Below are 17,532 nucleotides of genomic sequence, written 5' to 3' on the forward strand. Positions count from 1 at the left end.
TTGTGGCCGAAGTCGTTGTAGGAGATATGGGATTCCTTTTTGCTCCTGAGCCTCAGCTTGTCGACGCTACCGTGGCCCTCCCCGGCCGCCCCGACCCCGTGCTTACGCAACCGCGTCCGCACGCGGTGTTGGACACGCCTATTACCGGCCCGTGGCGCGACGGCCAGAAACGCATCCTGATCGGTATCGGCTGCTTCTGGGGTGCGGAGAAAATGTACTGGCAGCTAGGTGGTGTGGAGTCCACCAGCGTGGGCTACGGCGGCGGGCAGACCCCGAACCCGACGTACCGGGAGGTGTGCTCGGGACAGACCAACCACGTGGAGCTTGTAGAGGTGGTCTATGACCCGGAGAAGGTTTCCCTGAAAGAGCTGGTCAAGGTGGCGCTTGAAGCGCACGACCCAACGCAGGGCTTCCGCCAGGGCAATGACGTGGGCACGCAGTATCGTTCCGCGTTTTACAGCGACACGGAAAAAGAAGCCGAGCAGATCCGCGAGTGGATCACTCAGTACGGCGCGGACCTGAAAGACGCGGGCTACGGCGACATCACCACTGAGGTCAAGTCCGTAGAGAAGGACGGCGTGCAGTATTTCCTTGCTGAGGACGAGCACCAGCAGTACCTGCACAAGGTGCCCAATGGCTACTGCCCGCACCACTCCACGGGCGTTGCCTGCGGGATCTAATAGCCGTACTTTGAGGGGAAGCCATCGGCGGGTTTGCGCAGCTTGACCGCGTCGTTGTGGATCCACTGCGAGGCGCGCGCCAGCTGTCCCTTGCTCAATGCACGATCGCCGTCGACGCCGTGGACCACGGCGTTCCAGTAGTCCACCGTCTCGTCGTGGTAGTTGTGCCCGTGTGGTGAGGGCACGTCCTGGGACGCGAGCTGGTCCATGCCTACCTGCCAGAACGTGATCAGCGGCAGCCAGCGCAGCGTGTGCAGTACATCCAGCTTTTGCGCCTCGGGTGCTGGAACCCCGCGCGATCCCGGTTCACGCAGCCAGTCCGGGGCGCGCCACAACAGGCTCGGCTCCCACCAAGTCACCGGGTCAGAGGCATGCTGTGCAAACACGTAGCGTGGCTCCACCCACTCGTGCTCATAGGCATCGCCCTTGAAATCGTGGTGCAGGTGGTCGGGGTGGGCGGTGAAGCGGGTGTTGCGTCCGCCGTCGACAAGCGGCAAGCGCTGCGGGCTTCCCTTCTCCCGCGCACGGGTGAACTCAGCGTGGTTGCGGGCAAACCCGGGTACGCCGGTGAATACGCCGCCGGAGGTGCCGTGGAGGAACTCGTCGACGGACTCGAAGACGTCGCTCACCGCATAGGCCCCCAAGGATTCACCGCCGAGGTAGAGCTTCGGGCGCTTGGCAGGGGGGAGTTTCTCCAACTCACGCAGCACCGCTTGAGCCAAGATACGGGTGGAGCGCACCGGGGAGATATGGTCCGCAACGTAGGAATAGGCGGACGGCAGGAATGAATACTGCATGGACACGATCGCGCTGTCACCACGGGTAACAAACTCAAAACCAGAAGTATGGAAATCATTGATCCAGCCTGTGCCCGCCCCAGACATGATCGCGATGTGGCTGCGCTCAAACGCGCCGGTGCGATGCAGTTCCGCGACAGCTTCTTCGGCCATGGCCTCGAAATCGGGCGTTTCATTTGGCTCGGTGTCGTGCAGGCCCACCACCACGCGAATCGGCTCAAGCACCTCAGCCTCGCCCAAAACGCGACGCAGGTGCTCGGCGCGGGGGCCGCCGGCGACGGTGGCGCGCCCTTGGCGTCCCAAAGAAAGCCAGCTCACCAGGGACGCGGGGGAGCCGGAGCGCTCAGGCTGAAGAGGACGATCTGCCCCGCGCATAAACGCGCGATCCAGCTCGAGTGCCTGGCGCGAGGCGCGGGAGAAGAAACGGCGCACCACAACCTTGTCCGCGAACAGGAAAATGATGGCGCCGCCACCCGCAATGGCAAGCGGCCACGAGGTCACCGGCGGCAGGCGGCGACCAAACAGGGCGTTCAATGTGTCAATGAACGTCTGCACCACCTCACCAACAGCAAGGATGGCGCCGTAGCCCGCGGTGCCAACAAGCAGCCCACCAATGGTGTCCCAGGCCGAGTAGGTGCCTACAACCTCTACAAGCTTTTCTTGGCGGGCGCGCCGGGAAATCGCCATTGCAATCGCGCTGGTTGTCAGCGCGGTCACACCTACGCGTACCGGCAGCGGCAGCGGGTCCGGCAGGCGGCGCTTCGTGCCCGGGGCAGCCAGGCGAGCCACCCCGGTTGCAACGGCATGGCCGATGCCCTGCAGCACTGCCACGTTGACGGCGGTAAATGACAACTTGTGTGGCAGCAGCGACGGTGCGATTGCACCCCACGTTGCCACCTCCGCACCCACGGCGCCGGCGCGGAAACTGCTGGGCAGGCGCTGCAAACCGTACACGCGCAGCACCGGCGAGAGATCCGCAAACGTCTGCAGCCCCGCAATCGGTACAGCAAGCAGGCCGTCGCGGCTCACGGAATACCTACGGCGTGCGTTTCGCAGTGATGCAGTGAGCTTTTCAAGCATGACCCTTATTGTTTCAAATATCCGTACTCTGGGTGGGGTGATGGAAACGACGCGGCCGCTGATTGTTGCTCACCGTGGATTCTCGGGCCGTTTTGATGACAACTCTCCTGAAGCCTTCAAGGCTGCGTTCGAGCTACCCATTCACGGGGTGGAGTGCGACGTGCGCCTGACACGGGACGGGGAGCTCGTAATAGCGCACGACCCAGTGGTCAGCAGCGACGGGCTTATGCCGTTCAGTGACCTGCTGGATATGTTTGCCAACTACCCGGACCACCACCTCTACGTGGAGATCAAACACAACCGCTTCAGCACCAAAGTGCATAAGCGCACGCTGCAGGAGCTTCGCCGCCACGACCTGGATGAATCAGACCGGATCCACATCATCTCTTTCTCACGTCGGGTGGTGCGCTACTTCCGTAAGAGGGCGCCGCTTCTAGATACCTATTTTCTTCTGAGGCCGCGCACGTGGTGGTTGCCGGCGGCGCCGGTGGGGCTTGGGCCGTCCATAATCAGGCTCAACGCAAAACCTGCCCTGATAGGGCGCCTCGGAGTACGCACCTACACCTGGACGGTGAACACGCCGCGGCAGATGCTGTGGTGTGCCGAGCACGGTGTGGATATTTTGGCGACGGACCTGCCAGACCTCGCGCTGGAGACACTTGCGTCACCGCGCGAGTAACACTAGGTACGATTTCGAAGCATGGCACCAAGGAAACCAAAAAAGTCCAAGAAGAAAGAGGTTCTGCCCGAGGGCATGAGCCGCCGCGAAGCCAAGCTTGCGGCACGCGCAGCTGAGCGCGCACAGTTTGCAAAGGACCCACGCCCGTATGGCGGGTTGGCAATGGAGACGGACCTGATTGCACTGCAGGAGTTCGTCCCGTCCGCCGTGGCAACGGTAGAGGTCAAGGGCACCCCGGTCAACATTGTGACCGTGCTGCCGGGTGCTGGTGCGGCGATGGTCCGCCCAGAGGATCAAGGTAGTGAGCGATTCGTGGCGCTGCAGGTCCAGTCCCATTCCCAGAACCCGCACCGTGACTTGGCGTACGCGCTGAACTGGGTGCTTGATGCTGAGCCGGGTTCCACGCTGGGCTCGACGGTTGCGGATGGTTCGCAGCCGGAGCTTTCCTCCCTTATCAGCGCGGACGCGACCCTTTCCATCACCGAACACCAGGACTTCGGCTGGTGGTTTGCAGAGGGCACCGATGTCAGCCCAGAAATCCGCCAGGCAATGGCCCGCGCGAACGACGCTGTCTTGCCGTCCACACAGGTCAAGGCAGATGTTCCGGGTACTGCATGGTGGGTCAACCCGGGCGGCGGCAAGGCGCATATCCGCTGGGTGCGCCCGGAGGAGAACGAAAACCAGATGCTCAACGCCCTGGCACGCATCGCTGCCCGCGGTGAACTGAACCTGGGCGAGGGCACCAAGTTCGCAGGCGCGTTCCGCACCCACGGCGTGGTTGTGCCGGTGTGGGACCTGGACCCGTCTGTGGATGCGGCTTCCTACGTTGATGCGCTGGTGACGTTGAACAAGGCGATCGAGGCAGAGTACGCCAACGACGCTGCATTATCTGCAGACGAGCGCAAACAACTGGACAATATTAAGTCCCGTCAGGTGACTATTTAGCCGTAGACCTTCGTGCCGGCCACCCAGGTCTGCCACGTAATCGGCATACCTGGGCGGTAGGCCAGGTTGATGGCGTTCTCCGCATCCAGGATGTGCAGGTCCGCGGCCGCGCCGGGCACCAGCGTGCCCTTAGCCGGGCGGCCCTGCGGGTCCTTGCCGCCGCCGACGTTGTGGCGACGCAGAGCCTGCGCGCCACCCGTGGTGGCGGCTTCGATCGCCTCGTCGAGCGTGAGGTACTGCTGCAGCACCGCGGTGGTCACGCAGAAGTTCATCGAGGACGTAAAGGACGTGCCCGGGTTCAGGTTGGAGGCGATGGCGACGGTCACACCCGCGTCCACCAGGCGACGCGCCGGTGCGAGATCCTCGCGCGTGGACAGGTCACAGGCTGGCAGCAGCGTGGCCACGGTCTCCGATCCGGCCAACAGCGCCACATCCTCATCAGAGATGTAGTTGACGTGGTCCACGCTGGCCGCGCCCATCTCCACGGCAAGTTTTACACCCGGGCCCTGGCCCAGCTGGTTGCCGTGCACGCGCACGCCCAGGCCTACCTTTTTGCCCGCCTCAAGCACGCGGCGAGACTGCTCTTCGTTGAACGCGCCGCGCTCGCAGAACACGTCGATCCACTGCACGTGGTCTTTGACCGCGTCCAGCATCGGGCCGACGACCTCTTCGATGTACTCATCAGCGTCAGCTCCCGGCGGGACCAGGTGGGCGCCCAAAAACGTCACCTCATCCACGTGGCGGGCAGCCACCCGCGCGGCCTCCGCCTCAGAGGCGACGTTTAGCCCGTAGCCAGTTTTAGTCTCAAAGGTGGTGGTGCCACCCGCATGACCTGCGGCCACACGCTGCGCCACCAACTTATCCAGGCGCTCCTCGTCGGCGGAGCGGGTGGCCTCCATAGTCACCGCGATCCCACCAGCTGCGTAGGACTCGCCGGCCATGCGGGCCTCGAACTCCTCGGCGCGGTTGCCGTCAAACACCATGTGCGTGTGCGAATCCACCCAACCGGGCAACACCGCGCGCCCACCAACGTCCACGGTTTCATCCGCGTCTTTGGCCTCCGCGGGGGCTTCGCCGGTGGGGCCGACCCAGGTGATCACGCCGGCGTCGATAAGCAAGGAAGCTCCCTTGATCGTGCCCAGCTCAGAGACGGTCCGCAGCTCAGAAATACCGGTAATAAAGGTGCTCATGGGTGCCTTTCGTTGGGTGGTGTGAGGGGGGCTAGTCGCGGGCGTTGAACTGCATTGGGATGCGCACGCCGCGCTCCTGAGCGACCTCGTTAGCGCGAGTGTAACCAGCGTCCACGTGGCGGATAACACCCATGCCCGGGTCGTTGGTGAGCACAGCCTTGAGCTTCGCCTCTGCAAGCTCGGTGCCGTCTGCCACCGTGACCTGGCCGGTGTGGATGGAACGGCCCATGCCCACGCCACCACCGTGGTGGATGGACACCCAGGTCGCTCCGCCAGCAACAGCGGTCATGGCGTTGAGCAGTGGCCAGTCAGCTACAGCATCGGTGCCGTCCAGCATGGACTCGGTCTCGCGGTAAGGAGAGGCCACAGAACCGGAGTCCAGGTGGTCGCGGCCGATAACAATCGGTGCCTTGACCTTGCCTTCCTTGACCAGGTTGTTGAAGATCACACCGGCCTTGGCACGCTCGCCGTAGCCCAGCCAGCAAATACGTGCCGGCAGGCCCTCGAATTCCACGTACTCCTCAGCGGCATCGAGCCAACGGTGCAGGTGCTCGTTGTCCGGGAAGGCCTCCTTGATGGCCTGGTCGGTGACCTTGATGTCCTCCGGGTCGCCGGAGAGCGCAACCCAACGGAAGGGCCCAAGACCCTCGCAGAACAGCGGGCGGATGTAGGCCGGGACGAAGCCCGGGAATTCGAAGGCGCGGTTGTAGCCGGCCTTGCGGGCCTCATCACGAATGGAGTTGCCGTAATCAAATACCTCGGCGCCCTCGTCTTGGAACTCCACCATCGCCTGGACTTGCACGGCCATGGCCTCGCGGGCCTTCTTGGTAAAGGTCACCGGGTCAGCGGCAGCCTCGGTGTGCCATTCCGCCACGGTGTGCTCAGTGGGCAGGTAAGACAGCGGGTCATGCGCAGAGGTCTGGTCAGTGACAATGTCCACGGTCAGCTCGCCTGCGCGGTGGCGGCGCAGCATCTCCGGGAATACCTCAGCGGCGTTGCCTACCAGGCCAACAGACAGCGCACGCTTCTCGTCCTTCGCGTCGGTGACCAGCTTGATTGCTTCCTCAAGGTCGGTGGTTACCTCATCCAGGTAGCGCTTTGCTTGCCGACGCTTCAAGCGCGTCTCATCCACATCCACAATCAAGCACGCACCACCGTTGAGGGTGACGGACAGCGGCTGTGCGCCACCCATGCCGCCGCAGCCGCCGGTCAGCGTCAAAGTGCCTGCGAGTGTGCCGTTGAAGCGCTTCTTCGCCACCGCGGCGAAGGTCTCGTAGGTGCCCTGCAGAATGCCTTGGGTGGCGATGTAAATCCAGGAGCCGGCCGTCATCTGGCCGTACATCATCAGACCCTCGTCTTCGAGCTTGCGGAAGTGCTCCCAGTTCGCCCAGTCGCCCACCAGGTTGGAGTTGGCAATGAGCACGCGTGGGGCCCACTCGTTGGTTTTCCACACGCCGACCGGCTTGCCGGACTGGACCAAGAGCGTCTCGTCGGACTCGAGGTTCTTCAGCGTATCGACGATCGCGTCAAACGCCTCCCAGCTACGTGCCGCACGACCGGTGCCGCCGTAGACCACCAGCTCATCGGGGCGCTCCGCAACCTCGGGGTCAAGGTTGTTGTGCAGCATGCGCAGCGGGGCCTCGGTCTGCCAGGACTTTGCAGTGATCTCAGTGCCTCGCGGTGAGCGGACTTCGCGTGCGCCTTCGGACCAGTTCTTCGACATGGGACGACTCCTTCGGATCTTCGAGGTCCCAACAATGCGACCGCAGTTGGGACCGCAGTTGGGACTGTGGTTTGGGTCACTATGAGGGCAGATTAGTGCCCTCACGTGGGGACCGACAGGGGTCGTGGCGTCGATTAGTCTGGCATGCGAGACGCTCGAGGCCGTGGCTAGCGCAGTTCTGGCTAGCGCAGTTCGCCCACCACGGCCTCGACGGCGGTGACAAACTTGCCGCTTTGCACCAGATCAACGGCGTGCGTGATCTCGGGTGCAAGGAAGCGGTCCGTGCCCGGGCCCTCCACGTGGGTGCGCAAAAGGTCAACCGCGGCCTGCGTGCCCGGTGCGCAGGCGCCGTCGCGCATGTCCAGCGCACGTGCCGCTGTGAGAATCTCAACTGCCAGCACGCGCTGCAGCCCGTCGACGGCGCGGCGCAGCTTGCGGCCGGCCGCCCAGCCCATGGACACATGGTCTTCCTGCATTGCGGATGACGGGATCGAATCTGCAGAGGCGGGCACGGCGCAGCGCTTCAGTTCGCTGACAATGCCAGCGGCGGTGTATTGCGCGATCATGTGGCCGGAATCCACACCCGGGTCGTCCGCAAGAAACGCGTTCAGACCGCGGTTGCGCGCGGTGTCCAGGAAGCGGTCGGTGCGCCTTTCGCTAATAGACGCCAGGTCAGCCACCACCACCGCCAAAAAGTCCAACACATACGCCACGGGCGCGCCGTGGAAGTTGCCGTTGGAGGTCACGCGCCCGTCGAGGGCTACGACCGGGTTGTCAATGGCGGAGGCCAGCTCGCGCGAGGCCACCAGGGCTGCGTGGTCAACGGTGTCGCGGAAACCGCCCGCAACCTGGGGTGCGCAGCGCACCGAGTACGCGTCCTGCACCTGCTTCTGGCGGAATTCCTCGGCGGCACGTGCGAGGATCTCGGAGCCGTCGGCCACGGTGCGAATGTTGTACGCCGCATCTGCCTGGCCCGGGTGGGGGCGCAGCTGCTGCAAGTCATCGGCGAACACGGTGAGCGTGCCGGTAAGACCTTCCACCGTCATTGCGGTGGCAATGTCTGCAACCTTTGCTGCTGCGCGCAGATCCGTAATTGCCAGGCATAGCATGCCCAGCATGCCGTCGGTGCCGTTGATCAGCGCCAGACCTTCCTTCTCCTGGAGTACCAGCGGCTCAATACCTGCATCCGCCAGGGCATCGGCAGCGCTGACGATTGGGCCGCCGCCCACACGTACGTCGCCTTCGCCCAGCAGCGCGAGCGCGCAGTGCGCGAGCGGTGCGAGGTCACCAGAGCAACCGAGCGAGCCGTACTCGTGCACCACCGGGGTGATGCCGGCGTTCAAAACCGCAGCGTAAGTCTCCGCCACGACTGGGCGCACGCCGGTGCGGCCAGTGCACAGCGTGGACAGGCGAAGCAGCATGGTGGCGCGTACTACTTCCTGCTCTACCTCAGTGCCGGAGCCTGCGGCATGGGAGCGCACGAGCGAGACCTGCAGCTGCTCGCGCAGCTCGTGCGGGATGTGGCGGCGGGCAAGTGCGCCGAAACCGGTGGAGATGCCGTAAACCGGGGTCGGGTCTTCGGCGAGCTCTTCAACGCGAGCTCGCGTTTCTGCGATTGCTGTAATGGCTTCAGTGGCAATGGAAACCTGAGCGTTTTCACGGGCAACGGCGACAACGTCTGCGATGCTCAGTGCGCCGATACCTACCTGCACAGTGGTCGTCTGGTTCATGCGCCAAACTCTAGCGTTTATCAAAGAACTTCCGCGCCAAAATCTCAGCAGCTTCTTTCAACGCGCTTACAAGCTGCTGTTTCTTCGCGGCATCGTTGTGAAGCGGGAAGGTCACCGCCACCGCTGCGGCCGGCCGCTGGAGGTGATCAAGCACGGCAACGGCAATGCTTTCTTGGCCACGGGCAACCTCCTCGGTTTCCGTGGACCAGCCGCGCTGGCGTACCTGCTCTAGCTGCTGTTGCAGGTCTTTATAGAGCGGCTGGTTTTCAGAGGTAGCAAAAATAGCGCGCAGCTCAGACTCGGGCAGATGCGCCAACATTGCACGCCCAGAGGCGGTGCGCAGCGCCGGCAAGCGAACGCCCTTCACAGTGACCAGCGAGACCGCGCCGGGTGCGCGTGCTTCGTGGAGGTAGAGCACCTCCGTACCGGCGAGGCGCGACAGGTGGGTGGAGCCGCCCGCCATCGCAGCGATCTCCTCCAGGGATTTTGCCGCCATGCGCACCAAGGGCTGCTGCGTGGTGTACGCCTGGCTCATTTGGTAGGCAGCCAGCCCCAAGCCGTAGGTGCTGGGGTGATCAAGGTGGACCACATACCCAGAATCTTCTAGTTCCCGCAGCAGGTGGTAGGTGGTTGAACGAGGCAGGTTGAGCTCGTGCGTGATGCGGCGTGCGGAAATCGGTGTGTCTGTGCTTGCTAGCAGCGTCAGGATACGCAGCACGTTGCGCGCGGCGGGTACCTGAGGCTTTTCCGTCATACCCCGCAAGTATATCTGCGTGTATAAGCTGTGCCGTATGCATGCAGAAGGCACTGGTATGAGTTTGGATACGGGGTGGCAGGGCCGCGAGGACGGCCCGCGATGGCACCACATTGTCACGTCTGAGACCCCTACTGACGGGGTTGCCTTGGTAGGTTTTTCTTCTGACGAGGGGGTTCGTCGCAACGAAGGCCGCGTTGGTGCTGCCGCAGGCCCGGCCGCCCTTCGCGCCGCGCTGAGTGGTTTTGCAGTGCAGGAGCCCTTTTTGCTTGCCGACGCTGGCGATATCTCCACCCACGGCACCGACCTTGAATCCGCCCAACGCGAACTCAGCGATACCGTTCGCGACCTCATCGCCGCAGGCAACCTTGTCGTTGTGCTGGGCGGTGGCCACGAGACGTCATTTGCCTCCCACCGCGGTGCCTACGAGACGCTAGGGAACCTGCAGATTGTGAACTTTGATGCGCACTTTGACCTGCGCCAAGCAAACCAGCCGACTTCGGGCACGCCATTTCTGCAAATTGCTGATCTTGTGGGCAAAGAAGCCTTCGACTACTCAGTCATTGGCATTTCCAAGCCGAACAACACGAAGGTGCTCTTCGATACCGCCGAGGAGCTCGGTGTGCGCGTTGTTTTGGATGAGGAGCTGCTTGGCCTTTCCCCGCAGCAGGCGGCCGATCAGGCGCTTGAGTCCGTGGCCGGTGACAAGCCGATCCACCTGAGCATTGATCTGGACCTGCTGCCGGCATGGGTGGCGCCGGGCGTTTCCGCACCGGCAGGCCTGGGTGTTGCGTTGGAGCAGGTCTACGCCATGGTGAAAGCCGTCGCCTCCACCGGCCGCGTCCGTCTGGTGGACGTGGTTGAGCTCAACCCCACCTACGACATTGATGGGCGCACCGCCAAGGTGGCGGCACGCCTGATTGAAACGATTGTGGGGGCGGTTAGCGTGGCGTCAATAAGCAAAAAGCCCCTAGAACACTAAGTGCGCAACCGGCACGGTGATGACCACCGTGAGCACCACCCGGATGAACCAGATCACGACTATCTTGGTCACATTCAGCGGAATGTCGGTGGCTAGCACCGCCGGCACCATCGCTGAGAAAAAGAAGATCTGACTCACGCACACCACCGCAACCGTGAACTTGAGCACCATGCTGTCAGTGCCGGCGACCAGCGTGGCGGGCAGGAACATCTCTGCAAGACCGGATGCAAGCGCACCGGAAGTTGCCCACGGATCCGGCAGGCGAAGCAGCCACACCACCGGGTAGAACACCACACCAAGCGCCTTAAACACTGGCGTGTAGGTAGCAAGGGTCAGGCCAATCACACCCACGGACATGATGCCCGGGATCACCTGCACCGCCATGGTCAACCCGTCGCGGAAATTTACCCACAGCACCTTCGGTAGGGACTCCGCGCGCGCCAACTCACGTTTCGCCTCATTCCACGCAGCGTTGAAGCGATTGCTGCTGATCTGCTGCTCTGGGTGCGGCTGCGCGCCGGGGTAGTAGTCCTCAGACATGCGGCTAATGGGAGGAATGCGCACCATGATCGCGGTGACAATGAACGTAATAATAAAGGTCAGCCAGAAATACGTCAGCCAGTAATCCATCAGGTCAAGCGTCTTGGCAACAATGACCATGAACGTTGCAGAGACCGTAGAAAACCCCGCGGCGACGATGGAGGCTTCCTTGCCGTTGTAGTTGCCGGACTTGTACATGCGGTCCGTAATCAACAAGCCCAAGGAATAGGAGCCGAGGAACGAGGCGACGGCGTCGACGGCGGATTTACCCGGTGTCTTAAACACCGGGCGCATAATCGGCTGCACCATCACGCCGATGAATTCCATGAGGCCGAAGCCAACCAACAGGCCGAGGAAGATCGCGCCAACAGGAATCAACAGGCCAACAGAGATCACAAGTTTGTTCAGAATGAACGGGCCAATGTCCGGGTTGTGCAGAAACGCCGGGCCGAAATCAAAGACCAACATCGCGCACAGCACGACCGCAAGTATGGAGAGGAAAGCGAAGATTGTGCGTGCGTAATCTTCCTTCCAGCGGCCGGAAACGAACTGGTAAATCGTGCCCGCAACGATGGCCGCAAGGGCGAGATAGCCGGTACCAGGGCCAAGCGTGGCAATAATCCAGCTGACAATGTGGTCCAACAGAATCGTGTTCTTTTCCCCAACGGTAAATGGGATGAAGAAGGCGAAGATGCCAATGCCCGAGTAGAGGAATAAACGCCACAGATGCGGCGCATGGACGGGACCAGAGTCAGTTGCTGTTGGGTTTGTTTCGGCGTCTATCTGCGCTTCCGACATTGCGGGTATGTTTTTCACGTTATAGGCCGGGCGCAGTTTGCTGCGGTGAATTTGCTGGTGGTGGTTTTCCACGGACGGACTCCTTTCACAGGGTTTCCCGATTGTCTCGTGAAGTAGGTCACGAATGTAATGGGTTGTGAAATGCATCAGTCTGGTGACCGAGACAAAGAAATTTTCCCCAATGTGACCCGCGGCACACAGTTATGGCCTAGATTCTCTAAATACGTATTCCCCGATACGTAACGCCTGGATACTTAAGGAGCGTCCGTGGAAGCATTTATCAATACCCTCAACGGGATCATCTGGTCCCAATGGCTGGTGTACCTCTGTCTTGGCGCAGGTGTGTACTTCACTGCAGTGACCCTGTTCATGCAGCTGCGCTGCATTCCTGACATGCTCAAGCAGCTTCGCCACGGCGAAAGCTCAGAGGCTGGCATTTCCTCCTTCCAATCCCTGATGATCTCGCTTGCCGGCCGTGTCGGCGTGGGCAACATTGCCGGTGTGGCCACCGCGATCGCATTCGGCGGTCCGGGTGCCGTGTTCTGGATGTGGATCGTGGCGTTCTTGGGTTCCGCGACCTCCTTTGTGGAGTGCACCCTGGCGCAGATCTACAAGGAAAAAGACCGCGATACTGGTGAGTACCGCGGTGGTCCGGCCTACTACATCGAGAAGGCCTACTCCCACACCAAGGCAGCGCCGTTCGCGCTGGTCTACGCCATCATCTTCGCCGTCTCCATGATTCTGGCAACCTCCTACTTCCTGCCCGGCATCCAGGCCAACGGTGTGGCCGCCGCAGTGGAGAACGCGTGGGGAATCAACGTGTGGATCTCTGCAGCGATCATGGCGATCCTGCTGGGCTTCATCATCATCGGTGGCGTGAAGCGCATTGCTAACTTCGCATCCATGGTCGTGCCGTTCATGGCGGCGATCTACATCATCCTGGCAATCGTGATCTTGTTCGTGAACGCATCTGAGATCCCGCAGGTCTTCGGCCTGATCTTCCGCTCCGCCTTTGACCAGGAGGCAATCTTCTCCGGCATGCTCGGCGCCGCCATCGCATGGGGCGTGAAGCGCGGCATCTACTCCAACGAGGCCGGCCAGGGAACCGGCCCGCAGTCCGCTGCTGCCGCTGAGGTTTCCCACCCGGCAAAGCAGGGCTTCGTACAGTCCTTCGCGGTTTACATTGACACCCTGTTCGTCTGCTCCGCTACCGCGTTCATCATCATCTCCACCGACATGTACCGCGTGTTTGAGAACCAGACTGAGGAGGGCACCCCGCGTTATGAGGGCTCCCTGCCCACCGACGTCCCCGTCGGCCCCGGCTTTGTCCAGGAAGGTCTGAACACGCTGGCTGGTGGCTTCGGTCCGACCTTCGTGGCGCTGGCAATTATGTTCTTCGCCTTCACCACCGTGCTTGCGTACTACTACATGGCAGAGGTGAACTTCACCTACCTCAACCGCTGGGTAAAGAACGAGAACGCTCGTAGCGCCATCATCTGGCTGCTGCGTGTCCTGATCATTGTCGCCGTGTTCGTCGGCGCAACCACCACCCCAGGCACGGCGTGGGCGCTTGGTGATATCGGTGTGGGCGCCACCGCATGGCTCAACATCGTGGCCATCCTCTTCCTGCAGGTCCCGGCCATGAAGTGCCTGTGGGACTACCGTCGCCAGAAGAAGGCCGGCCTGGACCCGCAGTTCGACCCACAGGCCTTGGGCATCCAGAACGCCAACTTCTGGGAGGAGCGCAAAGCGAAGATGGTTGCAGAGGGCACCTGGCCTAACGCAGCCTCCACGGTCTCCACTGGCTCCGCTGGTGAGCCGCGCTAGTAACTTGTCGCTTCTCGCGGGGGATACGTTCCGCGGTCTAGACTTCTAGGCCATGGATAACCGGGAGGACCGTAGCCAGTACGTCTACGGTAAAGATGGCAAGCCGCTGCTGGACCGCTACGGCAGGCCAGTGCGTCGTCGTGACGCTAGCGGTGAAACCTCCCGGCGGACCTCGGAATACCGATCTTCGGAGTACCAGCCGCGACGCACACCGCACGAGCAGCGTGCGCGCCAGATCATGCCCGACGAGCTGCCGCAGCGCCCCGTTCAGCAGCGTCCCGTTCAGCAGCGCCGTGAGCCGGTCCCTATGCAGGTCCACGAGCGCCCGCGGCCCAAACCGAAACCCCGCCCGCGGCCCAGGCGCAAACGTCCCGGCTGCGTCGGCTGCGGCAGCCTGGTCATCCTCACCGTCCTGGTGCTCTCCATCGTGGGCATGCTGCTTGCCGACGCCCGCCTAAACCGCACCCAAGCCATGCCCACGCAACAGGTAGCGAACACGGCTGGGACGAACTGGCTGTTCGTCGGTTCTGACTCGCGGACTGGCATGAGCCAGGACGAGATTGACCGCCTAGGCACGGGTGGCGATATCGGCTCCACCCGCACGGACACGATCATGCTGATGCATATCCCCCGCGCTGGGCAAGCGACGCTGATGTCCATTCCGCGCGATAGCTACGTTGAGGTGCCGGGCTACGGCTACGACAAGATCAACGCCGCATTCGCCTACGGCGGTGCGTCGCTTCTGGTGCAGACCGTGGAACAGTCCACGGGCCTGCACATTGACCACTACGCAGAGATCGGCATGGGCGGTCTGGCCAACGTTGTGGACGCCGTCGGCGGCGTAGAGATCTGCGTGGCGGAACCGATCACGGACCCGCTGGCAAACATCAGCCTCGCGCCGGGTTGCCAGAAAATGGACGGCGCGACCGGCCTGGGCTACGTACGTACGCGCGCCACCGCGCTGGGTGATTTGGACCGTGTGGTTCGCCAGCGTGAGTTCCTCGCTGCGGTGATGAGCAAGGTGACGTCACCTGCAACGCTGCTCAATCCTTTCCGCACGATCCCCCTGGTGTGGACTACGCCAGCGATGTTCACCGTGGATCAAGGCGACCACGTGTGGAGCCTGGCGCGAGTGGCGCTGGCCATGCGCGGCGGGGTGCGCACGGAAACGATCCCGATTTATGACTTCATGGATACGGACGTAGGCAATGTCGCCATCTGGGACGACGCCGGTGCCCAGGCACTGTTCGACTCACTGAAGTAGCGCCCCTTCGCTGGCTAAATCCCGAGCCAGCTCAAATCGAGGAGGGGGTAGAGGGTGAAGGCGGTGGCGTCGATAAGAAAATGGGCGATGATCAGCGGCCACACCCGGCCGGTGCGGATAAACCACGCGCAGAACACCACACCCATCACGATATTGCCCAAACCTGCGGAAATCCCCTGGTAGAGGTGGTACGAGCCGCGCAGCACGGACGAGGCGGCGATGATCTGCCACGACCGCCAGCCGAGGTGGCCCAGCCGCGTCATCAGGTACATCACCACCACAACTTCCTCGCCGAAACCGTTGGCAAACGCCCACACAAGCGAGGTCGGGATCTGCACTGCATCTGTGGCGGGCACGACTACTTTGCTCAAACCCAAGTGCACCGCCGTCACATAAAACGCCAGGCCAGGAAGTCCGATTAGCGCAGCCAGGCCCGCGCCCCAACCCCAGTCGCGCCAGCGAGGCCAGCGCCAGCGGAACCGTGCCGGATCATCAACCCACAGCAGGTACCACGCGAGCGCGCCCCACGACACCAACACCAGCGCAGAGGTTAGCTGCAGCGCTAGGTCGATCCAGGTGGTAGACGACTGTGCGTCTACAAGCACGGTGGTTTGTTGGTTTAAGGGGGCGTTGAGGAGGGCGTCGATAAGCCGAAGCCCCGCCCTTAGCCCTGCGGTGCCGAAGGTGACGGCAAGGACAATGAGAATCTCCACTTTTACGCGCTGGCGCATGCGGCAATGCTAACGCCCATGAACTGCAGTTAGGCTTAGGCGCATGACCTCAATTGCCTATCTGGGCCCCGCGGGTACCTTCACGGAGCAGGCCGCGCGTGCCTTCGATCTACCCGACCCGCAGTATGTGCCGGTGGATTCGCCCGCCGCCGCGCTGGATGCGGTGCGCACCGGTGCTGCCGACAGGGCCGTTGTTGCCATTGAAAACTCCGTCGACGGCGCCGTGACCAGCACCTCCGACGCGCTTGTTGCTCCCGGCGTGCGCATTCTCGGCGAAACTGAGCTGGCTATCTCGTTTGCCATCATGACCCGCAAGGGCTTTTTGCTTAGCGACGCCACAACGCTGTCCACCCACCCCGTCGCCCACAGCCAAGTGAGCTCTTGGGTAGCCGAACACCTGCCGGGCGTGCACTTTGTGCCGGCAACGTCCAATGCTGCGGCCGCGCGCATGGTTGCGGACGGGGAAGCTGACGTAGCCGCCGCACCCGAGCGTGCCGCCGACTTGTTTGACCTGGAGGTGCACGCGCGTGGCGTGGCGGACATGGACACCGCACGCACCCGCTTCGTCCTAGTCGGACCCGAGGACGTGCCACTTCCCGCGCGCACTGGCCGCGACCGCACCTCTCTGGTCTTCCAAACGCCCAACCAGCCAGGAACGCTGGTGGCAATGCTGCAGGAATTCGCTTCCCGCGGCGTGGACATGTCGCGCATTGAGTCGCGCCCAACCCGCACCGTGGCTAACACCTACAACTTCTTCGTGGAGCTAGTCGGGCATATTGAGGATGCCGAAGTGGCCGACGCCGTTGCCGCCGTTAAGCAGCGCGCAACGTGGTCGCGCTTTTTGGGAGCGTGGCCGCGATGCTGATTCTGCTGCGACACGGACAGACGTTTTCCAACGTTGAGCGCAAACTAGACACCCAGCTGCCGGGTGCCGCACTGACGGAACTTGGCCAAAACCAAGCCCGCGAGGCGGGTCAGGCGATCATGGAACGTTTCAACGTCTCCCGCGTGATCTCGTCCGAAGCGTTGCGAGCCCGCCAAACCGCCGCCCTTGGCTTCGGTGAAGTGTTCGGTGAGATCCCGGCGTTTGCCGGCCTGCAGGAGGTCAACGCTGGGCGTTGGGAGATGCTCAACTCCCGCGAAGCGCATACCGCGTACTTCACCGCGTTCCGAGGCTTCTACCAGCGCAATCTCCAAGCCGCCATTGAGGGTGGCGACACGCTGGATACCTTCCTCACCCGTTACAAAGCAGGTCTTGCGCCTTACCTGGAACTGGGTGGAACCACGGTTGCCGTCTCCCACGGCGGGGCGATCCGCGCCTTTGCCGCCAACGCCGCTTTTGAACGCGGAGTCAGCGCCGAATACGCCGAACAATCCCACCTGAACAACTGCCAGTGGGTCGTTCTCAACCCCGGCGACCCCTCACGCCCCTTCGGCGACTGGGACGTTGTGGAATGGGGCCACTACCCCCACCCCAACTCATGAAGCTCGTGCTCCTCTAACCCGAAGTAGTGGCCGACCTCATGTAAAACGGTCACCTTCACCTCATGGCGTAGCTCTTCGGCGTCTTTGCACATTGCCTCCAACGCGTCCTTGTACACAAAAACCGCATCCGGCAAAAAGCCCGTGTGATTCGCATGCTGCTCCGTTAGCGGCACGCCCTCAAACAAACCCAGCAGCGTTGGCTTATCCTCGTTGAAATCCCTGGCCAAGACCACCATGTTGGTCATGTGCCGGGCAAACTCCTCGGGGATCGTATCCAGCGCGTCGTTGATCATTTCCTCAAACTCTTGCTGGCTTACCGGTTCCATC

Annotated in this window: 16 protein-coding genes; 8 read left to right on the top strand and 8 right to left on the bottom strand. The window is 62.5% G+C overall.

Annotated features, from left to right (window positions below):
- The first annotated feature begins 26 nt into the window (after positions 1-26).
- Complete coding sequence (msrA, locus tag HMPREF3101_RS03125) at positions 27-680, top strand: peptide-methionine (S)-S-oxide reductase MsrA (RefSeq protein ID WP_070462472.1); 654 nt, start codon at positions 27-29, stop codon at positions 678-680.
- Here msrA and HMPREF3101_RS03130 read toward each other — a convergent pair.
- Entirely contained in the window at positions 677-2,557 is a 1,881-nt protein-coding gene (locus HMPREF3101_RS03130; RefSeq protein ID WP_070462474.1) for an alpha/beta-hydrolase family protein, read from the bottom strand. The genes msrA and HMPREF3101_RS03130 overlap by 4 nt on opposite strands.
- Here HMPREF3101_RS03130 and HMPREF3101_RS03135 point away from each other — a divergent pair.
- Both HMPREF3101_RS03135 and HMPREF3101_RS03140 read left to right on the top strand, forming a co-directional pair.
- The gene (locus tag HMPREF3101_RS03135) at positions 2,556-3,236 is read left to right on the top strand and encodes a glycerophosphodiester phosphodiesterase (RefSeq protein ID WP_083280057.1); all 681 of its coding nucleotides are present in this window, start codon (positions 2,556-2,558) and stop codon (positions 3,234-3,236) included. The two genes, HMPREF3101_RS03130 and HMPREF3101_RS03135, sit on opposite strands and share 2 nt — an antisense overlap.
- Positions 3,237-3,257: 21 nt before the next feature.
- Positions 3,258-4,181 carry a DUF5926 family protein gene (locus tag HMPREF3101_RS03140; RefSeq protein ID WP_083280058.1) on the top strand — a complete coding sequence of 308 codons (924 nt, stop codon included), beginning with the start codon at positions 3,258-3,260 and terminating at the stop codon, positions 4,179-4,181.
- On the opposite strand, the gene hutI is transcribed toward HMPREF3101_RS03140, so the two are convergent.
- The 4 genes from hutI to HMPREF3101_RS03160 all read right to left on the bottom strand — a co-directional run bounded on the left by hutI (position 4,178) and on the right by HMPREF3101_RS03160 (position 9,578).
- The gene (hutI, locus tag HMPREF3101_RS03145; RefSeq protein WP_070462478.1) at positions 4,178-5,371 is read right to left on the bottom strand and encodes an imidazolonepropionase; all 1,194 of its coding nucleotides are present in this window, start codon (positions 5,369-5,371) and stop codon (positions 4,178-4,180) included. The two genes, HMPREF3101_RS03140 and hutI, sit on opposite strands and share 4 nt — an antisense overlap.
- A 31-nt stretch (positions 5,372-5,402) precedes the next feature.
- Positions 5,403-7,094, bottom strand: coding sequence for a urocanate hydratase (hutU, locus tag HMPREF3101_RS03150; RefSeq protein ID WP_083280059.1), 1,692 nt, complete (start codon positions 7,092-7,094; stop codon positions 5,403-5,405).
- A 182-nt stretch (positions 7,095-7,276) separates the two neighbouring features.
- Complete coding sequence (gene hutH, locus HMPREF3101_RS03155) at positions 7,277-8,824, bottom strand: histidine ammonia-lyase (protein WP_070462480.1); 1,548 nt, start codon at positions 8,822-8,824, stop codon at positions 7,277-7,279.
- Positions 8,825-8,834: 10 nt separating this feature from the next.
- A complete protein-coding gene (locus HMPREF3101_RS03160) occupies positions 8,835-9,578 on the bottom strand; it encodes an IclR family transcriptional regulator (RefSeq protein ID WP_070462482.1) in 744 nt (247 codons plus the stop codon).
- A 37-nt stretch (positions 9,579-9,615) separates the two neighbouring features.
- Between HMPREF3101_RS03160 and hutG the strand changes: the two genes are divergently transcribed.
- On the top strand, positions 9,616-10,560 hold the full coding sequence (gene hutG / locus HMPREF3101_RS03165) for a formimidoylglutamase (RefSeq protein ID WP_070462484.1): 945 nt from the start codon (positions 9,616-9,618) through the stop codon (positions 10,558-10,560).
- Here hutG and HMPREF3101_RS03170 read toward each other — a convergent pair.
- Positions 10,549-11,898, bottom strand: a complete 1,350-nt coding sequence (locus HMPREF3101_RS03170; protein ID WP_083280063.1) for a YjiH family protein — start codon at positions 11,896-11,898, stop codon at positions 10,549-10,551. The two genes, hutG and HMPREF3101_RS03170, sit on opposite strands and share 12 nt — an antisense overlap.
- Before the next feature lie 267 nt (positions 11,899-12,165).
- Here HMPREF3101_RS03170 and HMPREF3101_RS03175 point away from each other — a divergent pair, with 267 nt between their 5' ends.
- Complete coding sequence (locus HMPREF3101_RS03175) at positions 12,166-13,725, top strand: alanine/glycine:cation symporter family protein (protein WP_070462486.1); 1,560 nt, start codon at positions 12,166-12,168, stop codon at positions 13,723-13,725.
- Positions 13,726-13,777: 52 nt separating this feature from the next.
- Complete coding sequence (locus HMPREF3101_RS03180) at positions 13,778-14,989, top strand: LCP family protein (protein WP_070462487.1); 1,212 nt, start codon at positions 13,778-13,780, stop codon at positions 14,987-14,989.
- A gap of 14 nt (positions 14,990-15,003) precedes the next feature.
- Here HMPREF3101_RS03180 and HMPREF3101_RS03185 read toward each other — a convergent pair whose 3' ends face one another.
- On the bottom strand, positions 15,004-15,720 hold the full coding sequence (locus HMPREF3101_RS03185; protein WP_070462489.1) for a CPBP family intramembrane glutamic endopeptidase: 717 nt from the start codon (positions 15,718-15,720) through the stop codon (positions 15,004-15,006).
- A 43-nt stretch (positions 15,721-15,763) separates the two neighbouring features.
- Here HMPREF3101_RS03185 and pheA point away from each other — a divergent pair, with 43 nt between their 5' ends.
- The gene (gene pheA, locus HMPREF3101_RS03190) at positions 15,764-16,585 is read left to right on the top strand and encodes a prephenate dehydratase (RefSeq protein WP_070462491.1); all 822 of its coding nucleotides are present in this window, start codon (positions 15,764-15,766) and stop codon (positions 16,583-16,585) included.
- On the top strand, positions 16,579-17,205 hold the full coding sequence (locus tag HMPREF3101_RS03195; protein ID WP_070462526.1) for a histidine phosphatase family protein: 627 nt from the start codon (positions 16,579-16,581) through the stop codon (positions 17,203-17,205). The genes pheA and HMPREF3101_RS03195 overlap by 7 nt, the downstream gene beginning before the upstream one ends.
- On the opposite strand, the gene HMPREF3101_RS03200 is transcribed toward HMPREF3101_RS03195, so the two are convergent.
- Positions 17,184-17,531: a metallopeptidase family protein gene (locus tag HMPREF3101_RS03200; protein ID WP_070462524.1), complete on the bottom strand. Its 348-nt coding sequence runs from the start codon at positions 17,529-17,531 to the stop codon at positions 17,184-17,186. The two genes, HMPREF3101_RS03195 and HMPREF3101_RS03200, sit on opposite strands and share 22 nt — an antisense overlap.
- Position 17,532: the final 1 nt, after the last annotated feature.

The sequence above is a fragment of the Corynebacterium sp. HMSC29G08 genome, assembly GCF_001806875.1.
Classification (GTDB): domain Bacteria; phylum Actinomycetota; class Actinomycetes; order Mycobacteriales; family Mycobacteriaceae; genus Corynebacterium.

Bases quoted from the DNA above. Each gene is read 5' to 3' on its own strand.
- msrA (WP_070462472.1), top strand. From the start codon at position 27: ATGGGATTCCTTTTTGCTCCTGAGCCTCAGCTTGTCGACGCTACCGTG.
- HMPREF3101_RS03135 (WP_083280057.1), top strand. From the start codon at position 2,556: ATGACCCTTATTGTTTCAAATATCCGTACTCTGGGTGGGGTGATGGAA.
- HMPREF3101_RS03130 (WP_070462474.1), bottom strand. From the start codon at position 2,557: ATGCTTGAAAAGCTCACTGCATCACTGCGAAACGCACGCCGTAGGTAT.
- HMPREF3101_RS03140 (WP_083280058.1), top strand. From the start codon at position 3,258: ATGGCACCAAGGAAACCAAAAAAGTCCAAGAAGAAAGAGGTTCTGCCC.
- hutI (WP_070462478.1), bottom strand. From the start codon at position 5,371: ATGAGCACCTTTATTACCGGTATTTCTGAGCTGCGGACCGTCTCTGAG.
- hutU (WP_083280059.1), bottom strand. From the start codon at position 7,094: ATGTCGAAGAACTGGTCCGAAGGCGCACGCGAAGTCCGCTCACCGCGA.
- hutH (WP_070462480.1), bottom strand. From the start codon at position 8,824: ATGAACCAGACGACCACTGTGCAGGTAGGTATCGGCGCACTGAGCATC.
- HMPREF3101_RS03160 (WP_070462482.1), bottom strand. From the start codon at position 9,578: ATGACGGAAAAGCCTCAGGTACCCGCCGCGCGCAACGTGCTGCGTATC.
- hutG (WP_070462484.1), top strand. From the start codon at position 9,616: ATGCATGCAGAAGGCACTGGTATGAGTTTGGATACGGGGTGGCAGGGC.
- HMPREF3101_RS03170 (WP_083280063.1), bottom strand. From the start codon at position 11,898: ATGTCGGAAGCGCAGATAGACGCCGAAACAAACCCAACAGCAACTGAC.
- HMPREF3101_RS03180 (WP_070462487.1), top strand. From the start codon at position 13,778: ATGGATAACCGGGAGGACCGTAGCCAGTACGTCTACGGTAAAGATGGC.
- HMPREF3101_RS03185 (WP_070462489.1), bottom strand. From the start codon at position 15,720: ATGCGCCAGCGCGTAAAAGTGGAGATTCTCATTGTCCTTGCCGTCACC.
- pheA (WP_070462491.1), top strand. From the start codon at position 15,764: ATGACCTCAATTGCCTATCTGGGCCCCGCGGGTACCTTCACGGAGCAG.
- HMPREF3101_RS03195 (WP_070462526.1), top strand. From the start codon at position 16,579: ATGCTGATTCTGCTGCGACACGGACAGACGTTTTCCAACGTTGAGCGC.
- HMPREF3101_RS03200 (WP_070462524.1), bottom strand. From the start codon at position 17,531: ATGGAACCGGTAAGCCAGCAAGAGTTTGAGGAAATGATCAACGACGCG.